Raw genomic sequence first — 22,941 nt, forward strand, 5'->3', positions numbered from 1 at the left:
ATCGCTTTTAGTGAGAAAAAACAGAACAGTGCAATCGATTTTATGCGCTGTTTTTATTCATTTAATTCGTTAAGATGATAACCAGATAAACACATTCACATCGAGGAGAGCGATATGTTAACTGTAATTTTTGGCCGTGAAGGCTGCCCATACTGTGTACGTGCAAAAGACGTTGCTGAAAAACTAGCAAATGAGCGTGACGATTTTAAATACCGTTATATCGACATCATTAAAGAAGGCATCAGCAAAGCAGATTTAGAACAGTCTGCAGGCAAACCTTGCCCAACTGTACCACAGATTTTTATTGACCAAGCCCACATTGGTGGCTTCACTGAATTCGAAGCATACGCTAAAGAAAATTTAGGGTTATATCAATAAATTGTAAACGTGGTTGATTTTGGTAATTTTAAACTGATTAAATTATGACCAACATCAACCACATACAAATTAGTTGTAATTTATACAAGCAATTGCATTGTATTTCCTATACAATGCGCGCCTCTTTAAATTCGTTGAGGCGTATTAATGTCAGAACCAGTCACGTTTGAATCTCTAAATCTTTCTCCTGCAATCCTTAAAGCAGTTGAAGAGTTGGGTTACAAGACTCCATCTGAAATCCAAGCTCAATGTATACCGTTATTGCTAGAAAGAAAGGACGTACTGGGACTAGCGCAAACGGGTACAGGTAAAACAGCAGCATTTGCACTGCCGTTACTAAATAATATTGACCCGTCTGTGAAGCAGCCACAGATCCTTGTTTTAACGCCTACGCGTGAACTTGCGATCCAAGTAGCTGAGGCATTCGAACAATATGCTAAGCATACTCGTGGTGTTGAAGTTTTAGCCCTTTATGGTGGCCAAAGCTATAGCATCCAACTAAGTGCACTTCGTCGTGGCGCGCAAATCATTGTTGCAACGCCAGGTCGCTTAATTGACCACATTAACCGTGGCACAATCAAGTTTGAGAGCTTACAAGCCCTTGTTCTTGATGAAGCAGACGAAATGTTACGCATGGGCTTCATTGATGATGTAGAAAGCATCATGGAGAAAACGCCACGTGAAAAGCAAACATGTCTTTTCTCGGCGACCATGCCTAAGCAAATTCAAAATATCAGCAGCAAGTACATGAATGAGCCTGAGCAAGTTCATATTTCTGCGCGTAACTCAACTGTATCAACAGTTGAGCAAGTATTTTGGAATGCACACGTACACAAAAACAAAGCAATCGTTCGCTTCTTAGAAGCTGAACAATACGATGGTGCAATTGTTTTCGTACGTACACGTAACGACACGGTACAGTTAGCTGAATTACTTGAGCGCGAAGGTTTCTCTGCGGCACCACTTAATGGTGACATGAACCAACAAGCACGTGAACGCACAGTAGATCGTTTGAAAAACGGCCTAGTTGATATCGTTATTGCAACAGACGTTGCTGCACGTGGTCTTGATGTAGACCGTTTAAGCTTAGTAATTAACTACGATATTCCACAAGATTCAGAAGCCTACGTTCACCGTATTGGCCGAACTGGTCGTGCGGGTCGTCAAGGTAAAGCGATTCTTTTCGTAAAACATAACGAGCGTTATTTACTTAAAAATATCATTCGTCATACGAAATCTGATATCGCACAAGTTGATTTACCAACAGCTAAAGTTGTTGAAGAAAAGCGTATTAAAGCACTTCAAGACAAGCTTACAATTGCTCTTGAAAACAAAGACATCACTTTCTTTAATCAAGTTGCTGCTAACATGGCAGAGAAACTTGAGCTAAGTACTGAAGATTTAGCAGGTGCATTACTTTGTTTAGCGCAGCAACAATCACCAATCAAGGTTGAAGAAGTTAAAGTTCAACCACGTGGCGAACGCAATGAGCGTCGTCGCAATGAACGTGGTGATCGCCAAGGACGCGAGCGTAAACCTCGTGAGCCGCGTGAGCGCAACAGCCGTAACATGGGTCCTATGGATACTTACCGTATCGAAGTAGGTCGTGAGCACGGTGTACAAGTTAAAAATATCGTTGGTGCGATTGCTAACGAAGCTGATATCTCAAGCAAGTTCATTGGTGATATTCGCTTACATGACAATCACAGTACGGTACAGTTACCACAGAACATGCCAAAAGATGTACTTGATCACTTCCAAAAGGTATTTATCTGTAAACGTCCGATGAATATGACGCTAACGCAAGACCAAGGTCCTGCGGCTCCTCGCTCTGAGCGCCCAAGTGGTGATCGTGGTGACAAGAAGCGTAACTTCAAAGACCGTGGTGAAAAACGTGGTGGCCCTCGTAAAGAGCGTCGTCCTGTGAGCTTCACTGCGAACTAATCGAAGCTTAAGCTGTAAGCAATAAAAAACCTTGTCATGCGAGTGACAAGGTTTTTTTGTGTTTGTAGTAAAGCTGTCAGCCGTCAGCTATCAGACTTCAGTTTTTTTAAAGCCTCACGCTGGAATGCTGAGGCTTTGTTACTCTAATCGTTATGAGCCGATGGCTGGGTATGCGTAGTTTGATTGAAGACCTAGTGGAATGCCTAAGCCCCAGTACGCGAGTAAGAAGATACTCCAACCGATTAAGAAGGCGATTGAATACGGTAACATCATCGCAATTAAGGTGCCGATACCTGTGCCTTTTACATACTTTTGGCAGTACACAACAACCAGTGGGAAGTATGGCATTAGTGGCGTGATGATATTCGAGCTTGAGTCACCTACACGGTACGCAGCTTGCGTTAAATCAGGTGAAATACCCAGTTGCATAAGCATAGGTACAAAGATTGGCCCTAATAGCGCCCATTTTGCTGAGCTTGAGCCAACAAATAGGTTCACGAACGCCGTTAAGAAGATAATGCCTACTACCGTGACTGAACTTGGCAGAGCCATTGCTTTTAATAGTTGTGCACCTTCAATTGCAAGTAATGCACCTAGGTTTGATTTACTAAATGCAGCAATAAATAACGCACAGAAGAACGCCATAACAATATAGTAAGCCATACCACTCATCGCTTTACTCATTGCATCTATCATATCTTTAGAGCTTTTGAAGGTACCCACGGCAAAACCGTAGACGGCACCAGGGATCCAAAACAGTAAGAAGATAAGTGGCACAATTGATTGCATTAATGGTGAGCGGAAATTAGTTAACGAGCCATCACTGCTTCGCATTGCTGAGTCGGCTGGCGCTGATACAAACCAAAGTAGAGCAAGGCCTGCAATCATCACTGTGCTTGCAATATAGAACGCACGTTTTTCATCACTGCGTGCTTCATCAAAGGCAGGTAGGTCTTCGGTATCTCCATCAAGTGGCGTGTTTTGTAAACGCGGCTCGATGATTTTATCTGTGATATACCAGCCTAATAAGATAATAAATAAGCTCGAAGCTGAGGTGAAAAACCAGTTATTAAGCGGGTTAATCGCCATATCTGGGTTAATAATTTGCGCCGCACTTTGGGTAAAGCTTTGCAGTAACGGATCAATCCCTGACGGAATAAAGTTTGCGCTAAAGCCTCCACTTACCCCTGCAAACGCAGCTGCAATACCTGCAAGCGGATGACGCCCCATCGCATAGAAAATAACCCCAGCAAGTGGGATCACTAACACGTAACCGGCATCAGTTGCGGTATGGCTGACAATCGCCACTAAAATAATAGACGGTGTTAAAAGCTGCTTAGGCGTTACTTTTAACATTAATTTAAGGCCGGTATTGATAAAGCCAGAATGCTCAGCAACACCAACACCTAACATAGCAACCAGCACTACACCAAGCGGCGCAAAGCCAGTGAAGGTTTTAACCATCGAAGATAAGAAGGTGGCAAGGGAGTCCCCTGCTAATAGGTTATTTACAACGATGGCTTCGCCAGTGCGCGGGTCGATTGCATCAAATGTAGTACCCGAGAAAAGCCAAGATAAAAACCAAATAAGTAGCATGGCGACTAAGAATATAATAGCCGGATCAGGTAGCTTGTTACCTACCCTTTCTATGGTATTTAGAAAACGTGCGATTGCACCACTTGGTGCCTGCACATCATTATTGTTATTCATTTTCAAATTCCCTGGAAAAATATCTCGTTAACCTTAACGTATCTAACTACTAAGGTAAATTTTAAGTTAATGAAATTACCTGATAAAGGTAAAGTGATAATGTAAAAAAAGCGACACAGGTCGCTTTACAGAATTTTATTTAATTAGATTAAGCTGCAAGAGCTTTAACTTCATCCCACAGGCGCACAACAAGCTCTTTATCTTCTTCGTTTAGCTCACCGTTGCGATAAGCTTTTACAAGGCTAGATTCAACTTGATTGTTTAACTCATCAATCGATAAGTTTAATTCTTCTACTTGTGCATAGCCTACAGCTAAGTCAAAGTGACCACGTAAATAACCACCAGCAAATAGCTCGTCGTCTGTTGCTTTATCAACTAAATCATCAAAATATTGCTGCGCTGCATCAATATAACTTACTAAACTCATTGTTACTTCTCCTCTGGGTGCAGCCCATCTTGATGACCCACTGCATACATAATATGGTCATTGAAACCTGTGGTTACGCGAATATAACCACTTAATTCATCGTCTAAGTCACTGTCACCCGTATCGGCAATCAGTGGTCGGCCATTTAAAGCCTGTAATTTAGTTTTAGTGGCTACAACAATAATGTTATCACGACCAACCGCACGGATTAATGCAGGGCTTAATTGCTGATTACCTCGGCCGAAGATATGGCCTTGGCCACCAATTAAGGTGATCACCAATTTGGTTTCTTTACCTTGCGTGAGTTCAAGTAATTGCTGAGCAGTTAAATCCTGTGCGATAAGCTCTTGGTCTGCCACTAAGTCTACACCCAGCAAGGTATTTTCAAGACCCATTTCTTCCATAATTGCCGCGACTGTAGAACCACTGCCCATCACATATAAGCAGTCTTCATCCATTTCACTAACAACATAGGCTGCTATATCGGCAAGCACTAATTCATCGGTTTCTTTACCGCCATTTTTAACTGCCTGTACATAACGTACTTCACTCGGCACTTGCATTTCACCAAAGCGCTTAGCTTTTACCGTGCCTTCACGAAATGCTTCTTCGTCGATATCCATCACATCAGCATCACCAAGGCTTACAAGCTCACCTTTAACTAGCATCTCAACAACACGCCCAGCTGCTTTTGGGGTAATAGCATAAACCCCAGAATGGATTTTACAGCCTGCAGGAATACCTAATACAGGAGTGCTATCGCCAACCGCATGGCAAATATTGCGGGCAGTACCATCGCCACCCGCAAATAAAATAAGGTCGACACCTTGCTCAACTAATAGCTTGGCAGCCTGCTCTGTGTCATCTGGGGTGGTGATATCGTTTGTTTGGTAAATAACTTGGCTTTGAAAGCCTAGTTGCTTTGCCGTTTGCTCGCCCATTTCACCGTTTACAGTGTAAATGATTAAGTCATCTTGATGGGCAAGCAGCACTTCAAGTGCCGCTCGGGTGCGTAAGTTTGCTTTTGGCTCCGCACCAAGTTGCATTGCTTTTGCAGCGGTATCTGCGCCATCACTGCCCTTTAGTGCGACACTGCCACCTAAGCCGGCAACCGGATTTACAATCAAACCTAATTTAAACTGCATCAGATAAAGCTCCTGGGTTGCCATGAAAATCACGCTGCCACGTAAACTGAGCAGCCGTTAGTGGCCATGGGGTTTTATAGAAATCACTCAATGCTTTAAGAAGTGCTGTTGTGCGCTGATTAAAGCCAGATGCTAAAAAGCTCAACACTTGCTGGTGAACTCGCGCTTGAAAATCGAATCGACAGGTTTGCTCGCCATTTAAATTATCAACCGATACATTAAAATCAAAACCTGCTGCAGTACTGAGCGCCCACTCTATAGCTTGGGGCTTTACTTCAACTGCTTCAAATTCAGCTTGCTGGTGCTTATCACGACCATCTGGGCAATACCAATAGCCATAATCTTCTTTTAACCGGCGTGCCTCACCAGCCACCAGCCAATGGGCAATTTCGTGTAAAGCACTGGCATAAAAACCGTGGGCAAACACAATTTGGTGATAAGGCGTTTGCTCATCAGCAGGCAGGTAAATAGGTTCATCATCACCCTTTATCAAACGCGTGTTATGGCTTTGATAAAAGGTGCTTTCAAAAATAGCGATTAAGTCAGCAATCTGATGCATACGGCTTGAATTCATCTCGTTAAAAGCGTCACTAAAAACGAGGCGAATTGTACGGACTTTTCACTCTAAAGTAAAAGCAACCGCCCTCAGTTACAGGTATTTTGCGATATCAACATCATCGATTTGCTCTGGGTTCAAATAGCGTTTTGCATATTCAAGGTAAATACCTGATGTTAAAAATAATTTGAACACATCTTCATCAACATGCTGATCGGCTACCATCTTGGCTAAAATATCAATGGCAACACTGAGTGGCTTGGCTTTTTTATAAGGTCTATCGGCAGCGGTTAATGCCTCGAAGATATCAGCCAGCACCAGCACACGCTCAGGTATCGATAAATCATCTGCAAATAACTTACGCGGATACCCCGTGCCTTTGAGAGTTTCGTGATGGGTCGAGGCATAACGTGGCACCCGTGCTAACTCTTCAGGGAACGGTACATTATCGAGCATTCGAATAGTGCTGATAATATGCTCATTAATTTTAAAGCGGTCTTCGTTTGTTAACGTACCGCGCTGAATTTGCAAGTTATACAGCTCACCAAGATTATACTTGTACTCAGGAATGCTCACTTTAATGCCTAAGCGCTCATCATACTCAATGGGTTTATCATGGGTGATCAGATGCTCAGGCTTATCTGAAAGCAGCTTTTCAGTAACAGGCAGCTGCTCATCGCTGCTGTGAACTCGCAGCTCTTCAACTGGCGAAAGGCCTATTTTATCATCAAAATGTCGTTGCCACGTTATGATACTTAGCGCCTCTAAACGCTTAAGACTTGCTTCATCCATAAATTCGCCACCCACATTGCACGCTGCGATAAACGAAAAATCACTGCGTAATTGTGCTTGGCGTTTGCCAAGCTCGGCTTCAAGCTCAGGTTGCTTTTCTGGTGAGCTTTGCAACGCTTTTAAATAAGCGATTTCTGCATCTCGCCAAAGTACTTCAAAACGTGTGCGCACTTCATGAATGCGGTTATAAATGGTTTCTAACTTAGTGCCTTTGTCGACGATATGCTCTGGGGTGGTGATTTTACCGCAGTCATGTAGCCAAGCTGCGAGGCTAAACTCTCTTAGCTCGTCTTTATTTTTAAAGGCAAACTCTTTAAAAGCGTGTTCATCTGAGCTTGAGGCCGCTTTGGCCAACATAATGCCCAGTTCTGGTACTCGTTCGCAGTGCCCTGCTGTATAGGGCGATTTATCATCGATGGCCTGCGCAATAAGCTCAATAAATGATTCCATTAAGGCTTTTTGATTTTGCTCATGCTGCTGAATAGATTGACTCATTTGCACCATAGAGGTGGCCAGGTTATTGATTTCTTTAATACTGCTTTTTAAGGTTGAAACTTGGTCAAACTGACGGCGCTTTATCTTTAAGTTTTCGCCCTCTAAGGTCTTAATAGGTGCAACAATGGGTGAGGCAAAAAACCACGACACCGGCAATACCATAATTAAGCATGCGGCAGTGATAAAAATAGAGAGCTTAATTTTCTCACGGGTAGAGCTTAGTACCCCCTCTTTCGGCACCACTATCGCTAAGTAATCGCTATTAATGCCCCCTTCTGAAAGCGGAGTGATATACACGTACTTTTCAATGCCATTTAGGGTCATCAAACGTAAATGGGCAAAGTTTGTTTCATCTGTAATTAAAGTTAAAAACTCAGGATATGGCACAGTGCCAATTACTTGTGTTTGCTGACTGGCATCGCTCCCTAACCATTTTCGCTCAAGAGCAGCAATGTACGAATTTGGCAACTGAGTGATTGCCATATCAATTAAGTCTTTAAGCGCTGCATCCTCTGGATGAAACAATAAATGCAGGGTATCGGGTAGTAGATCGTGGCTATAACTATCGAGCTGATTGTACTGAATACCATCTATAAAAAACTGCTTTTGGGTGTATTTGAATACCGCCTCGTTATCTAAACCAGCATAGACGCGCCCTTCGCTTACTGCATCAAGCACCGCTTTTGTACTTGGTAGCTCAACAATATCGATGTCGGGAAAGTGCTCTTTGATCACTTTAATCACCGACCAGCCCTCGCCTATAGCCAACTGTTTGCCCGCTAACTGCTTCATGGTAACAACTGGTGTGGACCCTTTTGCTGTAATGATACTGAACGGTAAGGTCGCCATAGTTTGGCTCATAAGACCAAGCGGCTCATTAGCAGGCGTTTTAAAAATAGGCTGAATAATGTCTATTTCATCTTTTGCAAATTGGCTTAAAAACTCAGCCCAAGTAAAACCATTTATAAAAGTCACCTTAATTCCCAGCAACTCAGCCAAACCATTAATATAATCAATGCTATAGCCTTTTGGGTTTCCGCCAACACTAAAGTCCATTGGTGGCCAATTGGTTTCGTTAGACACACTCAAATAAGGGTACTTTGCTAATACACTTTGCTGATCTTCAGTAAGAGCTAGTTTTTCAAGCCTTGGCAATAATAAGCTATTTTTTTGTTGGTTAGAGGCAACAATTTCACCTTCTTTGTTGTAAATATACAGCTCACTTAAATACTGGCTGCTCATTTTACTTTGCTGTTTACTTAAATACTCAGAAATGCTCGATAAGCTCACGTCTAACGCCAATACACTGTTTTCTCTTGCCGACTTTATCGAATAGGTTTGCCCGGGAGCTTGTAGGTGGGTGAAAAAATACGGCTTGGTTTTATTGACTCGGGTCGAGTTTGCTTGCTTAAACCACAAACGCTCTCGCGGATCATAGCTGGTACTCTTTGTTTGAGAGATACGCAAATTAAATTGCTGATCAAAGTAATGAGTGTGCTGAACACGCTCTACACCTTCACCGCTAATATGGATCACTACCCAACGATCCGCTTCGATGGCTTGCAACTGCTGGCGAACAATTTCACTACTTTCTAAATTAATTAATTCATAAAAGTCACCATTTTCATAGCCGACATATAAGGCATAAAACAATGGATTGAGCTGCATGATTTCGCTCATGACATCTCTCAGTTCGCTTTTATCTTCGCTGTCGGCGCTGATAAGACTGCTATTTTGTACCATCACACTTAATGTGTTTTCTGACTTTTCATTCACCCCTGTAAGGTAATCAGCAACGGAGCCGGTGGCTAAATTAAAGTTTTTAACACTGGCTTCTAAAGCCATTTTTTCACTGAAATAATATTGCAGGCTAATTGCAATCAGGGCTGTTAATGAGGTGGCTAATACGAACACCGCAACAACGGTAAGACGAATCGAAAAACGAATTTTTTGTTTGAGTTTTTGAAAAGCAGATACCAGCACTTATGCATCTCCTTGCAATGCTTTGTTCGTAAATAATATTAGCTTGTATAATCTTTATACACCAATAACTTTGTATTACAAACAAAAACACTGCAAAATTAGCCTAAAGCATAAGCAAATAATTACCTTAGATATTTTTGTATATCGACCGAATCGATTTGCGACTCATGTAAAAACTGTTTTGCATATTTTAGGTATATGCCTGAAGTTAAAAAGAGCTCAAATACGTCACGGTCAATGTGATCGTCATCGACCATTTTCGCTAAAATATCAATAGCAACACTCAGAGGTTTCGCTTTTTTATAAGGTCTATCTGCTGCGGTTAATGCTTCGAAGATGTCAGCAAGTACTAACACACGTTCAGGTATTGATAACTGCTCAGCGGTTAATTTTCGTGGATAACCGGTGCCTTTTAAGGTTTCGTGGTGGGTTGAAGCATAACGCGGAACTTTCGCTAATTCTTTAGGGAATGGCACACTACCAAGCATACGAATTGTGCTGATCACATGCTCATTGATCTTAAATCGGTCTTCCGCTGTTAACGTGCCCCGCGCCACCGACAAGTTATACACTTCGCCAAGGTTATATTTATACTCAGGAATGACCATATTAATGCCCAAACTCTCTGGGTACTCAACGGCTTTTTCGTGTGGAATTAAATCACTTGGCTTATCGCTTAGCAGTGACTCTTCGACAGGTAAATGCTGATTCTTCAAATCAGCCATACGCATTTCTTCAAGGGGTGATAAACCTAAACTTGCGTCAAAATGGCGCTGCCATTTAATGCTAGCAACCTCATGTAAACGAGACAGCTGCGCTTCATCCATAAACTCACCACCAACATTACAGGCAGCAATAAAGCTAAAGTCTGCGTGTAACTTTTCAGTTTGTTGCTCAAGCTTTTGCTTAAGCACAGATTGCTGCTCTGGGTGCGCTAATAGTTGCTCATAGTAAGCAATTTTTGCATCACGCAGCAGCACTTCAAACCGGGTGCGTACTTCATGAATACGGTTATAAATGGTTTCGAGCTTAGTGCCTTTATCAACAATATGCTCTGGTGTGGTGATTTTACCGCAATCGTGCAACCACGCTGCTAAACGAAACTCGCGTCGCTCATCAGGGGTTTTAAAGCTGAACTCAGAAAACGCCTCATCTGTTGAACCTGATGCTGCATCAGCAAGCCAAATACCCAGCTCTGGCACCCGCTCACAATGCCCTGCCGTATAGGGAGATTTATCATCAATGGCTTGCGCAATAAGCTCAACAAAGGACTCCATCAGCGCTTTTTGAGAATTTTCATGTTGCTCAATGGAGCGACTCATATCGACCATCGAACTAGCTAAATAATGAATTTCTAAAATATGGCTCGAAAGCGTTGATACCTCATTATAATCGCGCTGTTGAATTTTTTTGTTCTCACCCACTAGTTTAAGTATTGGGTTAACGATTGAAGAGGCAAAAAACCATGAAACGGGCAGCAGCAAAAGTAAAAATAAACCCGTGACTAAAATTGAAATTCGTATTTTTTCTTTAATTACCGCTAACACATCATCTTTAGATACCAGTACGGTAAAATAATCCACTTCATCAGATTGCATATCGCTACTGAGCGGCAGAGGTAGCACAAACATGTACTTTTCTATACCCTTTTCATGGACGCTTAGCATTTTACCAAATTGATGCGCTTTATTAGCAAGCCCAGATTGCTGCTCATCTAATTTAACTAACTGGGATAAATCAGCAAAACTATGCTGATGGCTTTGATTTTTACTGCTCGCAATAATCTCGCCATCACCCCGATAAACATACATTTCACTTTCAACCAAGTGCTTCATTTTAGTTTGTTGCGCGGTTAAAAAATGATTCAAACTTGCACTGGCAATATCAATCGCTAATACATCGCCTGTTTGCGCTGATTTAATTGCATAGGTATAACCTGGTACATCAAATACGTTAAACACGTACTGCTCAGTTTTCGTCACCGAAGTACTGATTGCATCCTGAAACCAAACACGGGTTCGCGGGTCGTAATCTGTCGCTTTAATGTCTCTTTTACGAACGTTGAGCGACTCGTCTAAATACGTGGTTACTTGCTTACGATCGCTGCCCTGCCCTGTAATTTGATACACCAGCCAATGATCGTCTTCATCAAGTTGAAACGATGAAGGAAGCTTGGCATAGCCTTTTAAATTAATAACCTGTAATAAGTCGCCATTAGCATGACCAAGAATAAGCGAATAAAAGTCTGGATGGCGCGTTAAAATTTCGAGCAATACATGCTGTAAAATCTCTTTATTATCTTGGCTATTCGAAAATAATCGCGTGTCGTGGATCATCACGCTTAAGGTATTGTCGGCACGCTGGTTGATTCGGGTGATGTGATCGGCTATTTGCTGGCTAGTTTGTTTAAATTGTTCTGATTTAGTTTGCAGTATCAGCTTTTCACTAAAGTAATAATGCAAACTAATCGCCACCACGCCTGTGAGTAAACTTGCAAGGGCAAATACCAGCAAGACACTGGCTCTAATTGAAATTTTATACCCTTTATCGTGGCGTGTTAGCATTCGCGACTCCTTGCTTGCTAATATAAGAAAATAATATGATTAAAGATTATACCGAAATGACTATAAGGTACATGTTTTAACGCATAATTAAGCTATTAAAGTTTAATAACTAATTGATTACGTCCTGCATCTTTAGCCTGATAAAGTGCAGCATCAGCTCTTGAGATAACTGATTTTTGCTCCTCTTCTCTCATCACAGTTAAACCAAAACTTGCGCGAATTGGTAAAGATAACTCACCAACTTCGCACATTTCACTATTCAACCTTGAGATCATACTATTAATAATAACCGTTGCATCTGGCACAGAGCATAGTGGTAGTACAATTACAAACTCCTCTCCGCCAAAGCGATACACATCATCAGAGGTACGTAGTGAGTGAGTTAAAAAAGCAGAAAAACGTTGTAATACAACATCCCCCACCTCGTGGCCGTGGGTATCATTCACACGTTTAAAATAATCAATATCAGCCAAAATAACACAGACCTGTTTTGGCTCACCTTGTTGCTGCTGAGTGAGCCTTTGGTACTCTGGGAAAGCATTATCAAAAGCGCGGCGGTTAGGCAGTTGAGTGAGTGAGTCTTTGAGTGCTTGGGTTTTCATTTCGTGAGCAAGTTGCGCAAGCTGAGTATTCCTTACAAACAGCTCCCTACGGATAATATGCTCATGAGCAGCCATGATCATGCCTGCTAAGTTGGCCGCAACATGCGCTAAGATCACCACATAAAATGAGTGAATAGATATATCTTTATAGGAGTAAATAACAATCACAGCGAACACACTGTAAGCAACACCTAAAAACAAAGATAACTTCAAAGATAACAATGTTGAAAAGTAAAAGGTGATCAAAATGATCACATCAAAAAACATGTGCAAAATATAATTTCGCTCATAGGTGACAACCATGAACTGGATATTCAAAAATAAAAACACCATAAACACGACAATCACGGGTTTTAACTGCCCTGGAGTTTTTATAAAACCTAAACCAAAAGCGCTTAGTAAACAAACTGATATAGTAACGGCTCTACCGATCAGGGCAATATCGGGCCAAAAGCTCGCTTGAATGATCATCTTGTCAAAGAATGTAACCAAAAAAGTAACAACTGCAATCAAACAGGTAAGAAACTGAGCTATTTTTTTATCTTGAGCAAATTTACTTTGCAAAAATGCTTGCTCAACCTGTAACGATTTAAATTGGCAAGCATAGCGCTCTATCGTCATATCTTGATTTAATAATTTTGCTGCAAAAGCGCCCATAAATAAATGCCTACTACGAAAGGAAGTGAGGGGTGTTAGATTAAAGAGCAACTACTCTAGTATAGAGTGTATGCTCATTAATTAAACTAGTATTTTTGTATAAAAATACGACAAAAAAACCCAAATAAAAGTATAGTAGGCAATAAATTAAATAGGAAAATATTCTAAATTTCAGTTAGTTGATTTCTTCACCTGCTTCATCACAGTCTACAATATCCGTTTCTTTAAGGGCTTCGCTGATCCAATTTTGCATTACCGGGCAACTAAGTACGTGCTGGCAATATGCTTGTGCAACATGCGAAAGCTCCACCTGATACGTTTTGAAGCGCAGCACCACAGGTGCAAACATCGCATCAACAATAGAGAACTCACCAAATAACCATGCGTTAGGGTAACTTTGCTGCTGAGCAGAAAATATCTCATCGATACGCGCAATGTCTTTTTTAGCTTGCTCTGATAATTCAACATGCCTTTTAGCGCGAATATTCATTGGCATTTCATTACGAAGTGCAACAAAACCAGAGTGCATCTCAGCCGCGAGACTGCGTGCTTTTGCTCTTTGGGCTATTTCACTAGGCCAAGCAGCACCATTTAGATAAGCATCATTGATGTATTCACAAATAGCAAGTGAATCCCATACGGTTAACTCAGCATCAATAAGAGCCGGCACTTTTTGCACTGGAAACTTACTTTTTAATGCTGCATAAAATTCAGGCGTATCTAATATCAATTGTTGCTCTGTAAAAGAGATATTGAATTTACTCAGTAAATACCAGACCCGCAATGACCAAGTTGAGTAATTTTTATTACCAATAAATAATTGCATTGTGCTTCCTTTAACGTTTAGATTAGGCTCACTATAAAACAGCAATTGGGTAATTACTCGCCAATTGTTTTTATGCTACCTATAAGAAAAGCTGATACATTATGGATATTGATGCCCTCAGGACTTTTTGTGCCTTTGTTGATACAGGCAGTTTCACCCGCGCTGCAGCACAAATTTGCAGAACCCAATCTGCGGTAAGTATGCAAATGAAAAAGCTTGAACAAGACATTGCAAGTCCGCTATTTGAAAAGCAAGGTCGTCAACTGGTGCTAACCCATCAAGGCCACCAGCTAGCAAGCTATGCAAAGCAATTAATAGCGCTTCATGATGAAGCCTTTAAGCAATTAAAAGCAGGCACTGGCAATTTACGTGTGCGCATTGGTTGTCCTGACGACTATGCCCACTCTTTGCTACCAGAGCTGGTTGATGCCTTACACCAACAGTTTAATGCGCTGGATGTACAAATAAGCTGCGCCCCAAGTACTGAGCTTAGAGCCAAGCTAGACCAAGGTATGCTCGATTTAGTGATTGCCACTCGCTCGCCAGACAGCGAAGAAGGCTACTTATTACAATCAAGCCAAGGCGTATGGGTGAAAAGCCCCACTTTTGAGATTAACGATTCAACCCCACTTCCTATCGCCTTGTTTCAACGAGACTGTAAGTTTCACCAAGCCAGTATTGAGGGTTTATTAAAAGCCGAACGCCGTTTTAATATTATTGCCTGTTGTGGCTCAGCGGGAGCGTTACATGGCTTGATTAAACAGGGACTGGCAATTGGCAGTATGGCGCGAATAAGCATGCAATCGGGTGTGGAAGAGATCTGCGGTACCTCACTTCCGGTACTGCCTGTTATTGATATCGTCCTGCTATACGGTAATCACGCCCACAACCCACTCTGTCATGAGCAACTTAAGCAGCTTGTTGATTTGATTAAGACGTAAAAAGCATACCAAGCTATAGAAGCTTTACTAACTTACGAGTTCTATTAGGCTCTGTAAGGTATAAAAACTCTGTTAAATCATGGGCACTGTTGATCAACATATGTTGCTTAGGTTGAGTTAGTTGCCAACTTTCTGTTGCAGCGGTTGCCAAATCAATACGCTGGAAATTAATAGTATCAGCATGTTCCATAGTGACCGCTAATTGCTGATTACTTACAGATATACCAATGATGTCATTGTTAGCTGCCTGCCAAACAGTCTCAGTATCTCCTCGGCTATTAACTCGGAACACTTCGTTGCTATTTGAAAAATAGATCTGGTCTTGCTCATCTAAATCCATGCCATAGCAGCTTAAACGTTTCCCTGAGCCAGTAAATGGTGTCAAAGTTAGGCTTGTTAAATCGAATTTTGCAGGGTGAAATGTCTGTCCATCCTCTGCTCGATATGAAACTAAAACCGCATCTTCATTGTGATACATTTCTCTCAAATAGAAAGAATGATTGCCGTGAGGAATTGTTTCATAAGTACCACTGCTTAAATCAATTTTAAACAATGTATCTTTACTTGCGGTGTAAACCTGCCGTGCGTCCTGGCTCCAAACAATGCCAAATAACTCATGATTATCAGGGTTAGCAAAAATGCGCGTTTGCTTGCCATTATCGTATAAAAACAATTGTTTTAATCCAAAACGATGAGACTCAAAAACAAATTTCGTTGAGTCTGGCGAAAACACGGGTAAAAAGTCGATTGATGAGGTATCTACGAGTTTGGTCAGAGTGTCAGGGTTAGCACGTGTTTGGCTAACAATATCTACATCAACATTCACTAGCTCCATCAAAATGGCTTCAGCGTCAGGTGTGTACTGTGCATCACGAATTATTTGATAATTATTAAATGAAATTAGCTGAAGCTCACCATCTAGCTCTAGATTAACAAGCTGATTTCGTTGGCTAATTAATAGCGCTTGATTGTTCGGGTGCCAACTTAACCCTTGAATACCGTTTTCTATAATGGCAATAGTTTGTATTTTTTTACTGCCAAGGTCGAGTACATCAATACGGTATTTGTTTTGCCCCGCTTCAATACCCATTGCGACTTTACGGCCATCTTTCGATAACGCATTAACAAGTAACCAATCTTGCTGTGTAGCAGCTAGTAAATGTGTCTTTTGTTTAGATTCTAAGTTAAGTGAAACGAGTCGAGTATCGTTGTTTAGTTTATCTTTTTCTATGTAAAAGAGCAGCTTATCAGCATGCCAATCGATGTGGTGACTAGTTACAACGGTGTCATTAAAAACACTCACCGTCGCTTGTTCTAACGGCTGAAATTTCGATAAATCAATGCTTAATGTGTTCAGATATTGTTTCTGCTCTGCGCTTTTCACAAACGCAATCGCATTATCGGAGTTAGACCACCCCAAAGCGTAGTAGCTTGCTGCGTCTTCAGTTAGCTTCACCTCTCGCTCAGTCGCAAGCTCTTTAATCCAAATCTGCTGACTTCCTTTATTACCTCGAACAAAAGCAAGGTACTTACCACTATGTGAAAGTGACAAATTAGCTTCATTTAGTTCACTCGAAGTGAGTGGCATCAACTGGGTAAAGTGAGCAGTATCTTGCTGTTTAGGGATTAGTTGCCACGCAATAGCAATAAGGCTTATTAATAAAACAAACAGCAACCCAAGATGTTGCCCTTTTAGTTTTTTGCTTTGCCCCTGTGTTACTTTTTCAAGGCTATAACCGCGCTTAGGGTGTGTAATTATATACTGCGGATTTTTGGCATCTTCTTGAAGTGCTTTTCGTAGTAATGCGATACAACGCTGTACCGAACTGGGGTTATAGGTAGCATTAGGCCACACTTTTGCAAAGATTACTTCTTGGCTTACAACTTCACCTTTATTTAAATAAAGGGTATGTAATACATCCATGACCTTTGGCTCGACTATTTGCTCATAATCTTGCGATGAAATTAAACATCGACTCTCATCAATTGCAAATTTACCGATTCGATAACGCGCCACTTACTTCTCCAATAAATATTTACGAATCAAAGATTAAGGTTTTCTTAAGAGAAACTCAAGGGTTACTCCATTGTCACTTTGCTCTGGCTATTGGATTGTTTTTGCTATCTCAAAATAGGTAATAAAAACAATGTATAAATATTTATCAACGCTCTCTATTTTCATCAGTGCTTTTTTAATTTTTCAAATTCAGCCGATGCTTTCAAAGCAACTTCTCCCGCAATTTGGTGGCGGTGCCTCTATCTGGTCAGCAAGTTTAGTGTTTTATCAAGTCATGTTACTTATTGGCTATTTCTATGCGCATAAAATGGGTCGCTTTCATATTAAGTTGCAGGTAGTCACCCATATAGTTTTAGTCACCTTTGCCACACTCATTGTTGTGACACAATTTGCAGCTCCAAATCTCACAAATTGGCCGCCTACGCTTGCGGTGTTTGTTAATTTATTTATAGAAATTGGTCCAATATTTATTCTACTGAGCGCTACTAGCGTACTTTTACAAAGATGGTATGTGCAAACTGCTTCAGCCCAGGTGCCTTACCATTGGTATTCCATCTCAAACTTGGGTTCTTTACTGGCATTAATGAGCTACCCGCTCGTTTATGAATTACTATTTTCTTTAGAGCAGCAAACTACATACTGGCTATTTGGACTTATCAGCTACTGCTTGTTATTAGCACTTCTAGTAATATTTTTACTAAAAAAAATACCCGATTTATCAAGAGCATCTATTCAAACTAGGCCTTTCACGCTTTTAAAAGGTAAAGGTCAATGGCTGTTATTAAGTGCCTTAAGCTCAGCCATGTTGGTATCTACCACGCATATGATCAGCACTAATATTCCTCCCATGCCATTACTTTGGTCGTTACCTCTTGTAATTTACTTGCTCACCTTTAGTTATACGTTTGCCAATAAAGCAAATTATCATCGTCATGTGTGGGCATATGTGTTTATATTTTCGGCTTTTGCAGGTCTGTTAATGTTTTATTTTGGCAGCTTATTCAATGCCCTAGCCCAGCTTATAATTTACAGCCTGATTCTATTAACCGCCGGTATGATCTGTCATGGTGAACTGAGAAACAAAGCCCCTGAAAACGAGCAATTTACCATTTTTTATTTTTATATCGCCCTTGGCGGTGTGTTAGGTTCGCTTTTCAGTACGCTCATTGCCCCATTGCTATTTGTCCAGATTGACGAGTATTTACTTACATTAGCGGTTATTTTTAGTTTTGTGTGTTACTACCAAACAAAAGCTAAAACAAAACAGCTCAAATTCACTCTCGCAACCAGCTCAGTTACTTGGTTAGCATGCTATTGTTTTTTAGCGGTAAACTTTAACCAATATAACGTTGCAACTAGCCGCAACTTTTATGGCTATTTAGCGGTTAAAGATATAAACACTCAATCAATAAAAGAAAGGCGCTTAATTGACGGCACCACGATTCATGGCTCAGAGCCACTAAATCCAAGCCAACAGTTTGGGCAAAGTTATTACCACCAGCATACTGGTGTCGCTAAGTCACTTGCCATACTAAAGCAACACAGCGCACTAAACATTGGCGTGATTGGTTTAGGTGCGGGCGTTTTAGCTCGGTTTGCAGACCAACAGGATAGTATTCACTTTTTTGAGCTAAACCCTGATGTGTACAAGATGGCAAAGCGTTATTTCTCATATTTAGAAAACAGTGAAGCCAAGCTCACAGTCAGCTTAGGGGATGGTCGTATTGCGCTAAAAAATAATGCGAACGAAGTATTTGATGTTTTAATTATTGATGCATTTTCCAGTGATGTAATTCCTGCACATTTGCTAACCCAAGAAGCAATGTCACTTTATTGGCAAAGGCTCAATGAAAATGGCGTATTGATTGTGCATATCTCAAATAATCATATCGACTTACTGCCTGTATTACAGGCACATAGCCAACATTTTAATAAGGCAATGTTAAAGTTTAGCTATCAAGGCCATAGCCCATCAGACATAGGCTCAGACTGGGTGGTGTTAACTGATAATCAGGCTTTTTTAAATCGTGTATCTATCAGTGATTTGTCGCCTATTAAACGCTACCCACATAGCGAGTTGGCAATGTGGACTGATAGCAAACACAGTCTACTCCCCTTATTAAAATTCTAACAGGCATAAAAAAGCGCGATGATAATCATCGCGCTCATTAACTGCGTTTACTTTATTTAAAGTCGCGCTTAAATCGAACCTTTGATTGGTCCATGTTCGTGGCTTACATGTGGGTTTTGACCTCGTTGGCGCAATAAGTGATCCATTAAGGTAATCGCCATCATCGCCTCAGCAATAGGAATTGCACGAATGCCCACACATGGGTCATGACGTCCTTTGGTGATCATCTCTACCGCTTCGTTGCTGGTATTAATGCTATTACCCGGTATGGTAATGCTTGAGGTTGGCTTAAGTGCGATAGAAGCAATGATATCTTGCCCTGTCGAAATACCTGCAAGCACACCGCCCGCGTGATTAGATGTAAAACCATCAGGAGTCAATTCATCACGGTGCTCAGAGCCTTTTTGCTCAACCACATCAAAGCCGTCACCAATCTCAACGCCTTTTACTGCATTAATGCTCATTAATGAGTGTGCAAGCTCTGCATCTAAGCGATCAAATACTGGCTCACCAAGACCAACAGGCACATTTTTAGCAACCACTTTAACTTTAGCGCCTACAGAATCACCTTGTTTTTTTAGGTCGCGCATGTATTCATCAAGCGCGTCTAATTTACTCGGATCAGGGAAGAAAAATGCATTGTTTTCCACTTCATCCCAGTTGTAATCTTCAGCTTTAATTGGCCCAAGCTGGCTCAAACAAGCACGTACTTCAATACCATGAAATTGTTTAAGGTATTTTTTTGCAATTGCACCCGCCGCTACACGAATCGCCGTTTCACGGGCAGAAGAGCGACCACCACCTCGGTAATCACGAATACCGTATTTATGCCAATAGGTATAATCACCATGACCTGGGCGAAATACATCGGCAATTTTGCCGTAATCTTTTGAACGTTGGTCGGTGTTTTCAATCAGTAAACCAATGCTAGTACCTGTGGTTTTACCTTCGAATACACCAGAAAGAATTTTTACTTCGTCACTTTCGCGGCGCTGTGTTGTATAACGACTTTGCCCCGGCTTGCGACGGTCTAAATCAATTTGTAAATCGGCCTCACTAATTTCAAGACCTGCTGGTGTGCCATCTACAACGCCGCCTAATGCAACGCCGTGGCTCTCACCAAAGGTGGACACTTTAAATAGTTGCCCGATGCTATTACCTGCCATTAATTTTCCTCATTCCTAATGACTACTGAGACCGAGCCCTCAGGCTCGGCTTTTAAAATCTGCTGTTAATCTGCGAAATACTTAACAAGTTGCTGTTTGCTGATCACAAACACACCAAGACCACCTTGTTCGAATTCAACCCACTCAAATGGTGCGCCTGGGTACAGCTCTTCCATATGTACCATAGAGTTGCCAACTTCGACAAATAACAAACCGTTATCAGTTAGATGCTCGGCAGCTTCAGCTAAGATGGTACGAGTAACATCAAGACCATCATGACCCGATGCTAAACCAAGCTCTGGCTCATGATGGAATTCACGAGGTAAATCAGCCATATCTTCAGCATCAACATACGGTGGGTTTGCTACGATCAGGTCATATTTTTGACCCGGAATACCACTAAACACGTCTGACTGAATTGGCAGTACACGGTCATTTAGCATGTAATCGCTAATATTAATATCAGCAACTTCGAGCGCTTCATATGAAATATCAACCGCATCGACCTGTGCATCTTCAAATGCTTGTGCAAGTGCAATAGCGATACATGCAGAGCCGGTACATAAATCAAGAATGCGCGTTACTGAGCTTGGCTCTTCTAACCAAGGTGCAAAGCGATTATTAATTAACTCTGCAAATGGCGAACGTGGAATTAACACGCGCTCATCAACATAAAACGGCATACCTGCAAACCACGCTGTGTTGGTCAGGTACGGTACTGGCGTACAATCATTAATACGCTCTGCAATTAGTTCAGCTAAACGGTTTTTCTCGGTGCTGGTTAAACGCGCATGCATTAACTCTTTTGGCGCATCTATTGGCAAACTTAATGCTGGTAATAGTAAGCTAACTGCTTCATCCCACGCATTGTCTGTGCCGTGCCCAAAGAAAATACCACTGCTGGCAAATTGACTGGTTGTCCAACGTAACCAATCATGCAACGTTGAAAGTTCTGCAATTGCCTCGTCTAAAATTGCGTCTTCTATCTGGAAATGGTTCATGTATGTTCCTTAACTTTCAAAGTCTGTTCTGACGCGTATTGTACCGTCTTTTCAGTTGGTTTTTACTCGATTTTTAGCGTTTTTTTGTTTAGACTGCCGCCATGAAAAAAGATCCCCACGCCAACAACCACATTAGCACTGACGATATTGACTTATTTCGTCAGAGTATCAGTGGTGCCAAAGCATTTAAACAAGACACTATTCGATTCACCAATAAGCCTAAAGTGTCACAAGCGAAGCAATTTTCCCAGCAAAAAAAGCAACATCAGGCAGAATTTTTCTTTTCTGATGAATATGTACCAGACATCGACACTCATGGCACCGTAAGTTATGTCAAACCAGGTCACGATAGCTTTTTAGCAAAGCAACTTCGCCGTGGAGATTACCCACCTGATTTAACCCTTGATTTACATGGCCTAAATAAAGAATTAGCCAAAGATGAGTTGGCGGGTTTAATTCATGAGTGTAAAAAGCAGCATTACTATTGCGCTTGTGTTGTACATGGTATTGGTGAGCGCATACTTAAACACAAGGTACCGCAATATTTAGTTCAACACCCTGATGTGATTGCTATGCACCAAGCGCCTCTTGAATTTGGTGGTAAAGGTGCAGTACTTATTTTAATTAATCTTCCACAAAGTGATGAGTTCAGACGCTAACGTCTTTTTATCATAAGGCCTAAAGTGCATATTTTTTCGATTATCTTTCCACTGATTTTTATCGTGTTAAGTGGTTACATTAGCTCGCGAAGCAAGTTTTTATCGAAAGAGCATATAGCAGGGTTAAGTAAGTTTACTTTTTATATCAGTGTGCCTGCTTTTCTATTTTTAAATATGGCCCAAGCCGATTTACAAAATAGTGTGTCTATTGCAGGCTTTTTGAGCTTTTACATTCCGGTATTGGCCATTTACGCCCTCGGCTATGTTCTTGACCGCTATCTCATTAGCAAGCAATCTGCGCCGTCACGTCATGCTGTATTTGCCCTTGGCAGTAGTTACTCAAATACAGTACTGGTAGGTTTACCTATTATTATTGCTGCACTTGGGCAGCAGATGGTCGGCATTGTGTTTATGATCATCACTTTTCATAGCGCACTTTTGTTTACCCTCACCTTTTTGCTCAGCGCTAAATCGCAGCAAACATTTTCTTGGCGAGCATTTGCTAAAAACATGCTGCTGAATCCAGTCGTGTTAAGCATAAGTAGCGGCTTGGCTGTTAACCTACTTGGCTTTACACTTTTTGATGATTTAGCAAATGGCCTGAGTCTACTTGCCAAACCTGCCATTGCCTGTGCGTTATTTGTATTAGGGGCGAACCTTGCGTTTTATAAAGTGGCCGACAACTTACAAGCCTCACTCATTGCAACCATCATCAAGCTAGTTGTATTACCGTGCGGGGTCTACTTTTTTGCAGGCAACGTATTCAACCTAGAGCAATCATTACTGCACGTGTTAGTACTTTTAAGCGCCTCTCCTTTAGGGGTCAACGCTTATCTAATCGCCAATCAAATTAAGCAACACCAAGCGACACTGGCAAGTAGCGTCGTTCTTTCAACTGTATTGAGTGTGGTGAGCTTTAGTATTTGGTTAAGTATTTTACTTTAGTT

The 22,941-nt window shown here is 41.4% G+C and carries 16 protein-coding genes and 1 pseudogene; 6 read left to right on the plus strand and 11 right to left on the minus strand.

Going from position 1 to position 22,941, the window contains the following annotated elements:
* Nucleotides 1-114 precede the first annotated feature (114 nt).
* Together AUR67_RS18380 and AUR67_RS18385 are read left to right on the plus strand one after the other, a co-directional pair.
* Nucleotides 115-378, plus strand: a complete 264-nt coding sequence (locus tag AUR67_RS18380; protein ID WP_054553185.1) for a GrxA family glutaredoxin — start codon at nucleotides 115-117, stop codon at nucleotides 376-378.
* 147 nt (nucleotides 379-525) lie between these two features.
* Complete coding sequence (locus tag AUR67_RS18385) at nucleotides 526-2,322, plus strand: DEAD/DEAH box helicase (protein WP_058586324.1); 1,797 nt, start codon at nucleotides 526-528, stop codon at nucleotides 2,320-2,322.
* Between the two features lie 150 nt (nucleotides 2,323-2,472).
* Here the strand turns inward: AUR67_RS18385 and AUR67_RS18390 are convergent, their stop codons facing one another.
* The 8 genes and pseudogenes from AUR67_RS18390 to AUR67_RS18425 all read right to left on the minus strand — a co-directional run bounded on the left by AUR67_RS18390 (nucleotide 2,473) and on the right by AUR67_RS18425 (nucleotide 14,079).
* Complete coding sequence (locus AUR67_RS18390) at nucleotides 2,473-4,032, minus strand: AbgT family transporter (RefSeq protein ID WP_058586325.1); 1,560 nt, start codon at nucleotides 4,030-4,032, stop codon at nucleotides 2,473-2,475.
* A gap of 148 nt (nucleotides 4,033-4,180) precedes the next feature.
* A complete protein-coding gene (locus AUR67_RS18395) occupies nucleotides 4,181-4,459 on the minus strand; it encodes a YfcL family protein (RefSeq protein WP_054553188.1) in 279 nt (92 codons plus the stop codon).
* A 2-nt stretch (nucleotides 4,460-4,461) separates the two neighbouring features.
* Nucleotides 4,462-5,604, minus strand: a complete 1,143-nt coding sequence (locus AUR67_RS18400) for an ATP-NAD kinase family protein (RefSeq protein ID WP_058586326.1) — start codon at nucleotides 5,602-5,604, stop codon at nucleotides 4,462-4,464.
* Nucleotides 5,594-6,163, minus strand: a complete 570-nt coding sequence (locus tag AUR67_RS18405; RefSeq protein WP_058586361.1) for an elongation factor P hydroxylase — start codon at nucleotides 6,161-6,163, stop codon at nucleotides 5,594-5,596. The genes AUR67_RS18400 and AUR67_RS18405 overlap by 11 nt, the downstream gene beginning before the upstream one ends.
* Before the next feature lie 90 nt (nucleotides 6,164-6,253).
* The gene (locus AUR67_RS18410; RefSeq protein WP_058586327.1) at nucleotides 6,254-9,430 is read right to left on the minus strand and encodes an HD domain-containing phosphohydrolase; all 3,177 of its coding nucleotides are present in this window, start codon (nucleotides 9,428-9,430) and stop codon (nucleotides 6,254-6,256) included.
* 122 nt (nucleotides 9,431-9,552) lie between these two features.
* Nucleotides 9,553-11,145: pseudogene (locus tag AUR67_RS18415) on the minus strand (HD-GYP domain-containing protein); the annotation flags it as partial.
* Between the two features lie 944 nt (nucleotides 11,146-12,089).
* Nucleotides 12,090-13,253: a GGDEF domain-containing protein gene (locus AUR67_RS18420; RefSeq protein WP_058586329.1), complete on the minus strand. Its 1,164-nt coding sequence runs from the start codon at nucleotides 13,251-13,253 to the stop codon at nucleotides 12,090-12,092.
* A gap of 175 nt (nucleotides 13,254-13,428) precedes the next feature.
* Nucleotides 13,429-14,079 carry a glutathione S-transferase family protein gene (locus AUR67_RS18425; RefSeq protein ID WP_058586330.1) on the minus strand — a complete coding sequence of 217 codons (651 nt, stop codon included), beginning with the start codon at nucleotides 14,077-14,079 and terminating at the stop codon, nucleotides 13,429-13,431.
* A gap of 101 nt (nucleotides 14,080-14,180) precedes the next feature.
* Between AUR67_RS18425 and AUR67_RS18430 the strand changes: the two genes are divergently transcribed.
* Nucleotides 14,181-15,020, plus strand: coding sequence for a LysR family transcriptional regulator (locus AUR67_RS18430; protein WP_058586331.1), 840 nt, complete (start codon nucleotides 14,181-14,183; stop codon nucleotides 15,018-15,020).
* A gap of 13 nt (nucleotides 15,021-15,033) precedes the next feature.
* Here the strand turns inward: AUR67_RS18430 and AUR67_RS18435 are convergent, their stop codons facing one another.
* A complete protein-coding gene (locus tag AUR67_RS18435) occupies nucleotides 15,034-17,037 on the minus strand; it encodes a winged helix-turn-helix domain-containing protein (RefSeq protein ID WP_058586332.1) in 2,004 nt (667 codons plus the stop codon).
* Nucleotides 17,038-17,167: 130 nt separating this feature from the next.
* Between AUR67_RS18435 and AUR67_RS18440 the strand changes: the two genes are divergently transcribed.
* The gene (locus AUR67_RS18440) at nucleotides 17,168-19,168 is read left to right on the plus strand and encodes a fused MFS/spermidine synthase (RefSeq protein ID WP_058586333.1); all 2,001 of its coding nucleotides are present in this window, start codon (nucleotides 17,168-17,170) and stop codon (nucleotides 19,166-19,168) included.
* 68 nt (nucleotides 19,169-19,236) lie between these two features.
* On the opposite strand, the gene aroC is transcribed toward AUR67_RS18440, so the two are convergent.
* On the minus strand, nucleotides 19,237-20,334 hold the full coding sequence (aroC, locus tag AUR67_RS18445) for a chorismate synthase (protein WP_058586334.1): 1,098 nt from the start codon (nucleotides 20,332-20,334) through the stop codon (nucleotides 19,237-19,239).
* 65 nt (nucleotides 20,335-20,399) lie between these two features.
* Nucleotides 20,400-21,335 (minus strand): 50S ribosomal protein L3 N(5)-glutamine methyltransferase, encoded by a 936-nt coding sequence (gene prmB / locus AUR67_RS18450; RefSeq protein ID WP_058586335.1) that lies wholly within the window; start codon nucleotides 21,333-21,335, stop codon nucleotides 20,400-20,402.
* A 101-nt stretch (nucleotides 21,336-21,436) separates the two neighbouring features.
* Here prmB and smrB point away from each other — a divergent pair, with 101 nt between their 5' ends.
* Entirely contained in the window at nucleotides 21,437-21,994 is a 558-nt protein-coding gene (smrB, locus tag AUR67_RS18455) for an endonuclease SmrB (RefSeq protein WP_054562116.1), read from the plus strand.
* Between the two features lie 24 nt (nucleotides 21,995-22,018).
* Entirely contained in the window at nucleotides 22,019-22,939 is a 921-nt protein-coding gene (locus AUR67_RS18460) for an AEC family transporter (protein WP_058586336.1), read from the plus strand.
* The last annotated feature ends 2 nt before the right edge of the window (nucleotides 22,940-22,941 follow it).

It is taken from the genome of Pseudoalteromonas sp. XI10, from assembly GCF_001469895.1.
Lineage (GTDB): Bacteria > Pseudomonadota > Gammaproteobacteria > Enterobacterales > Alteromonadaceae > Pseudoalteromonas.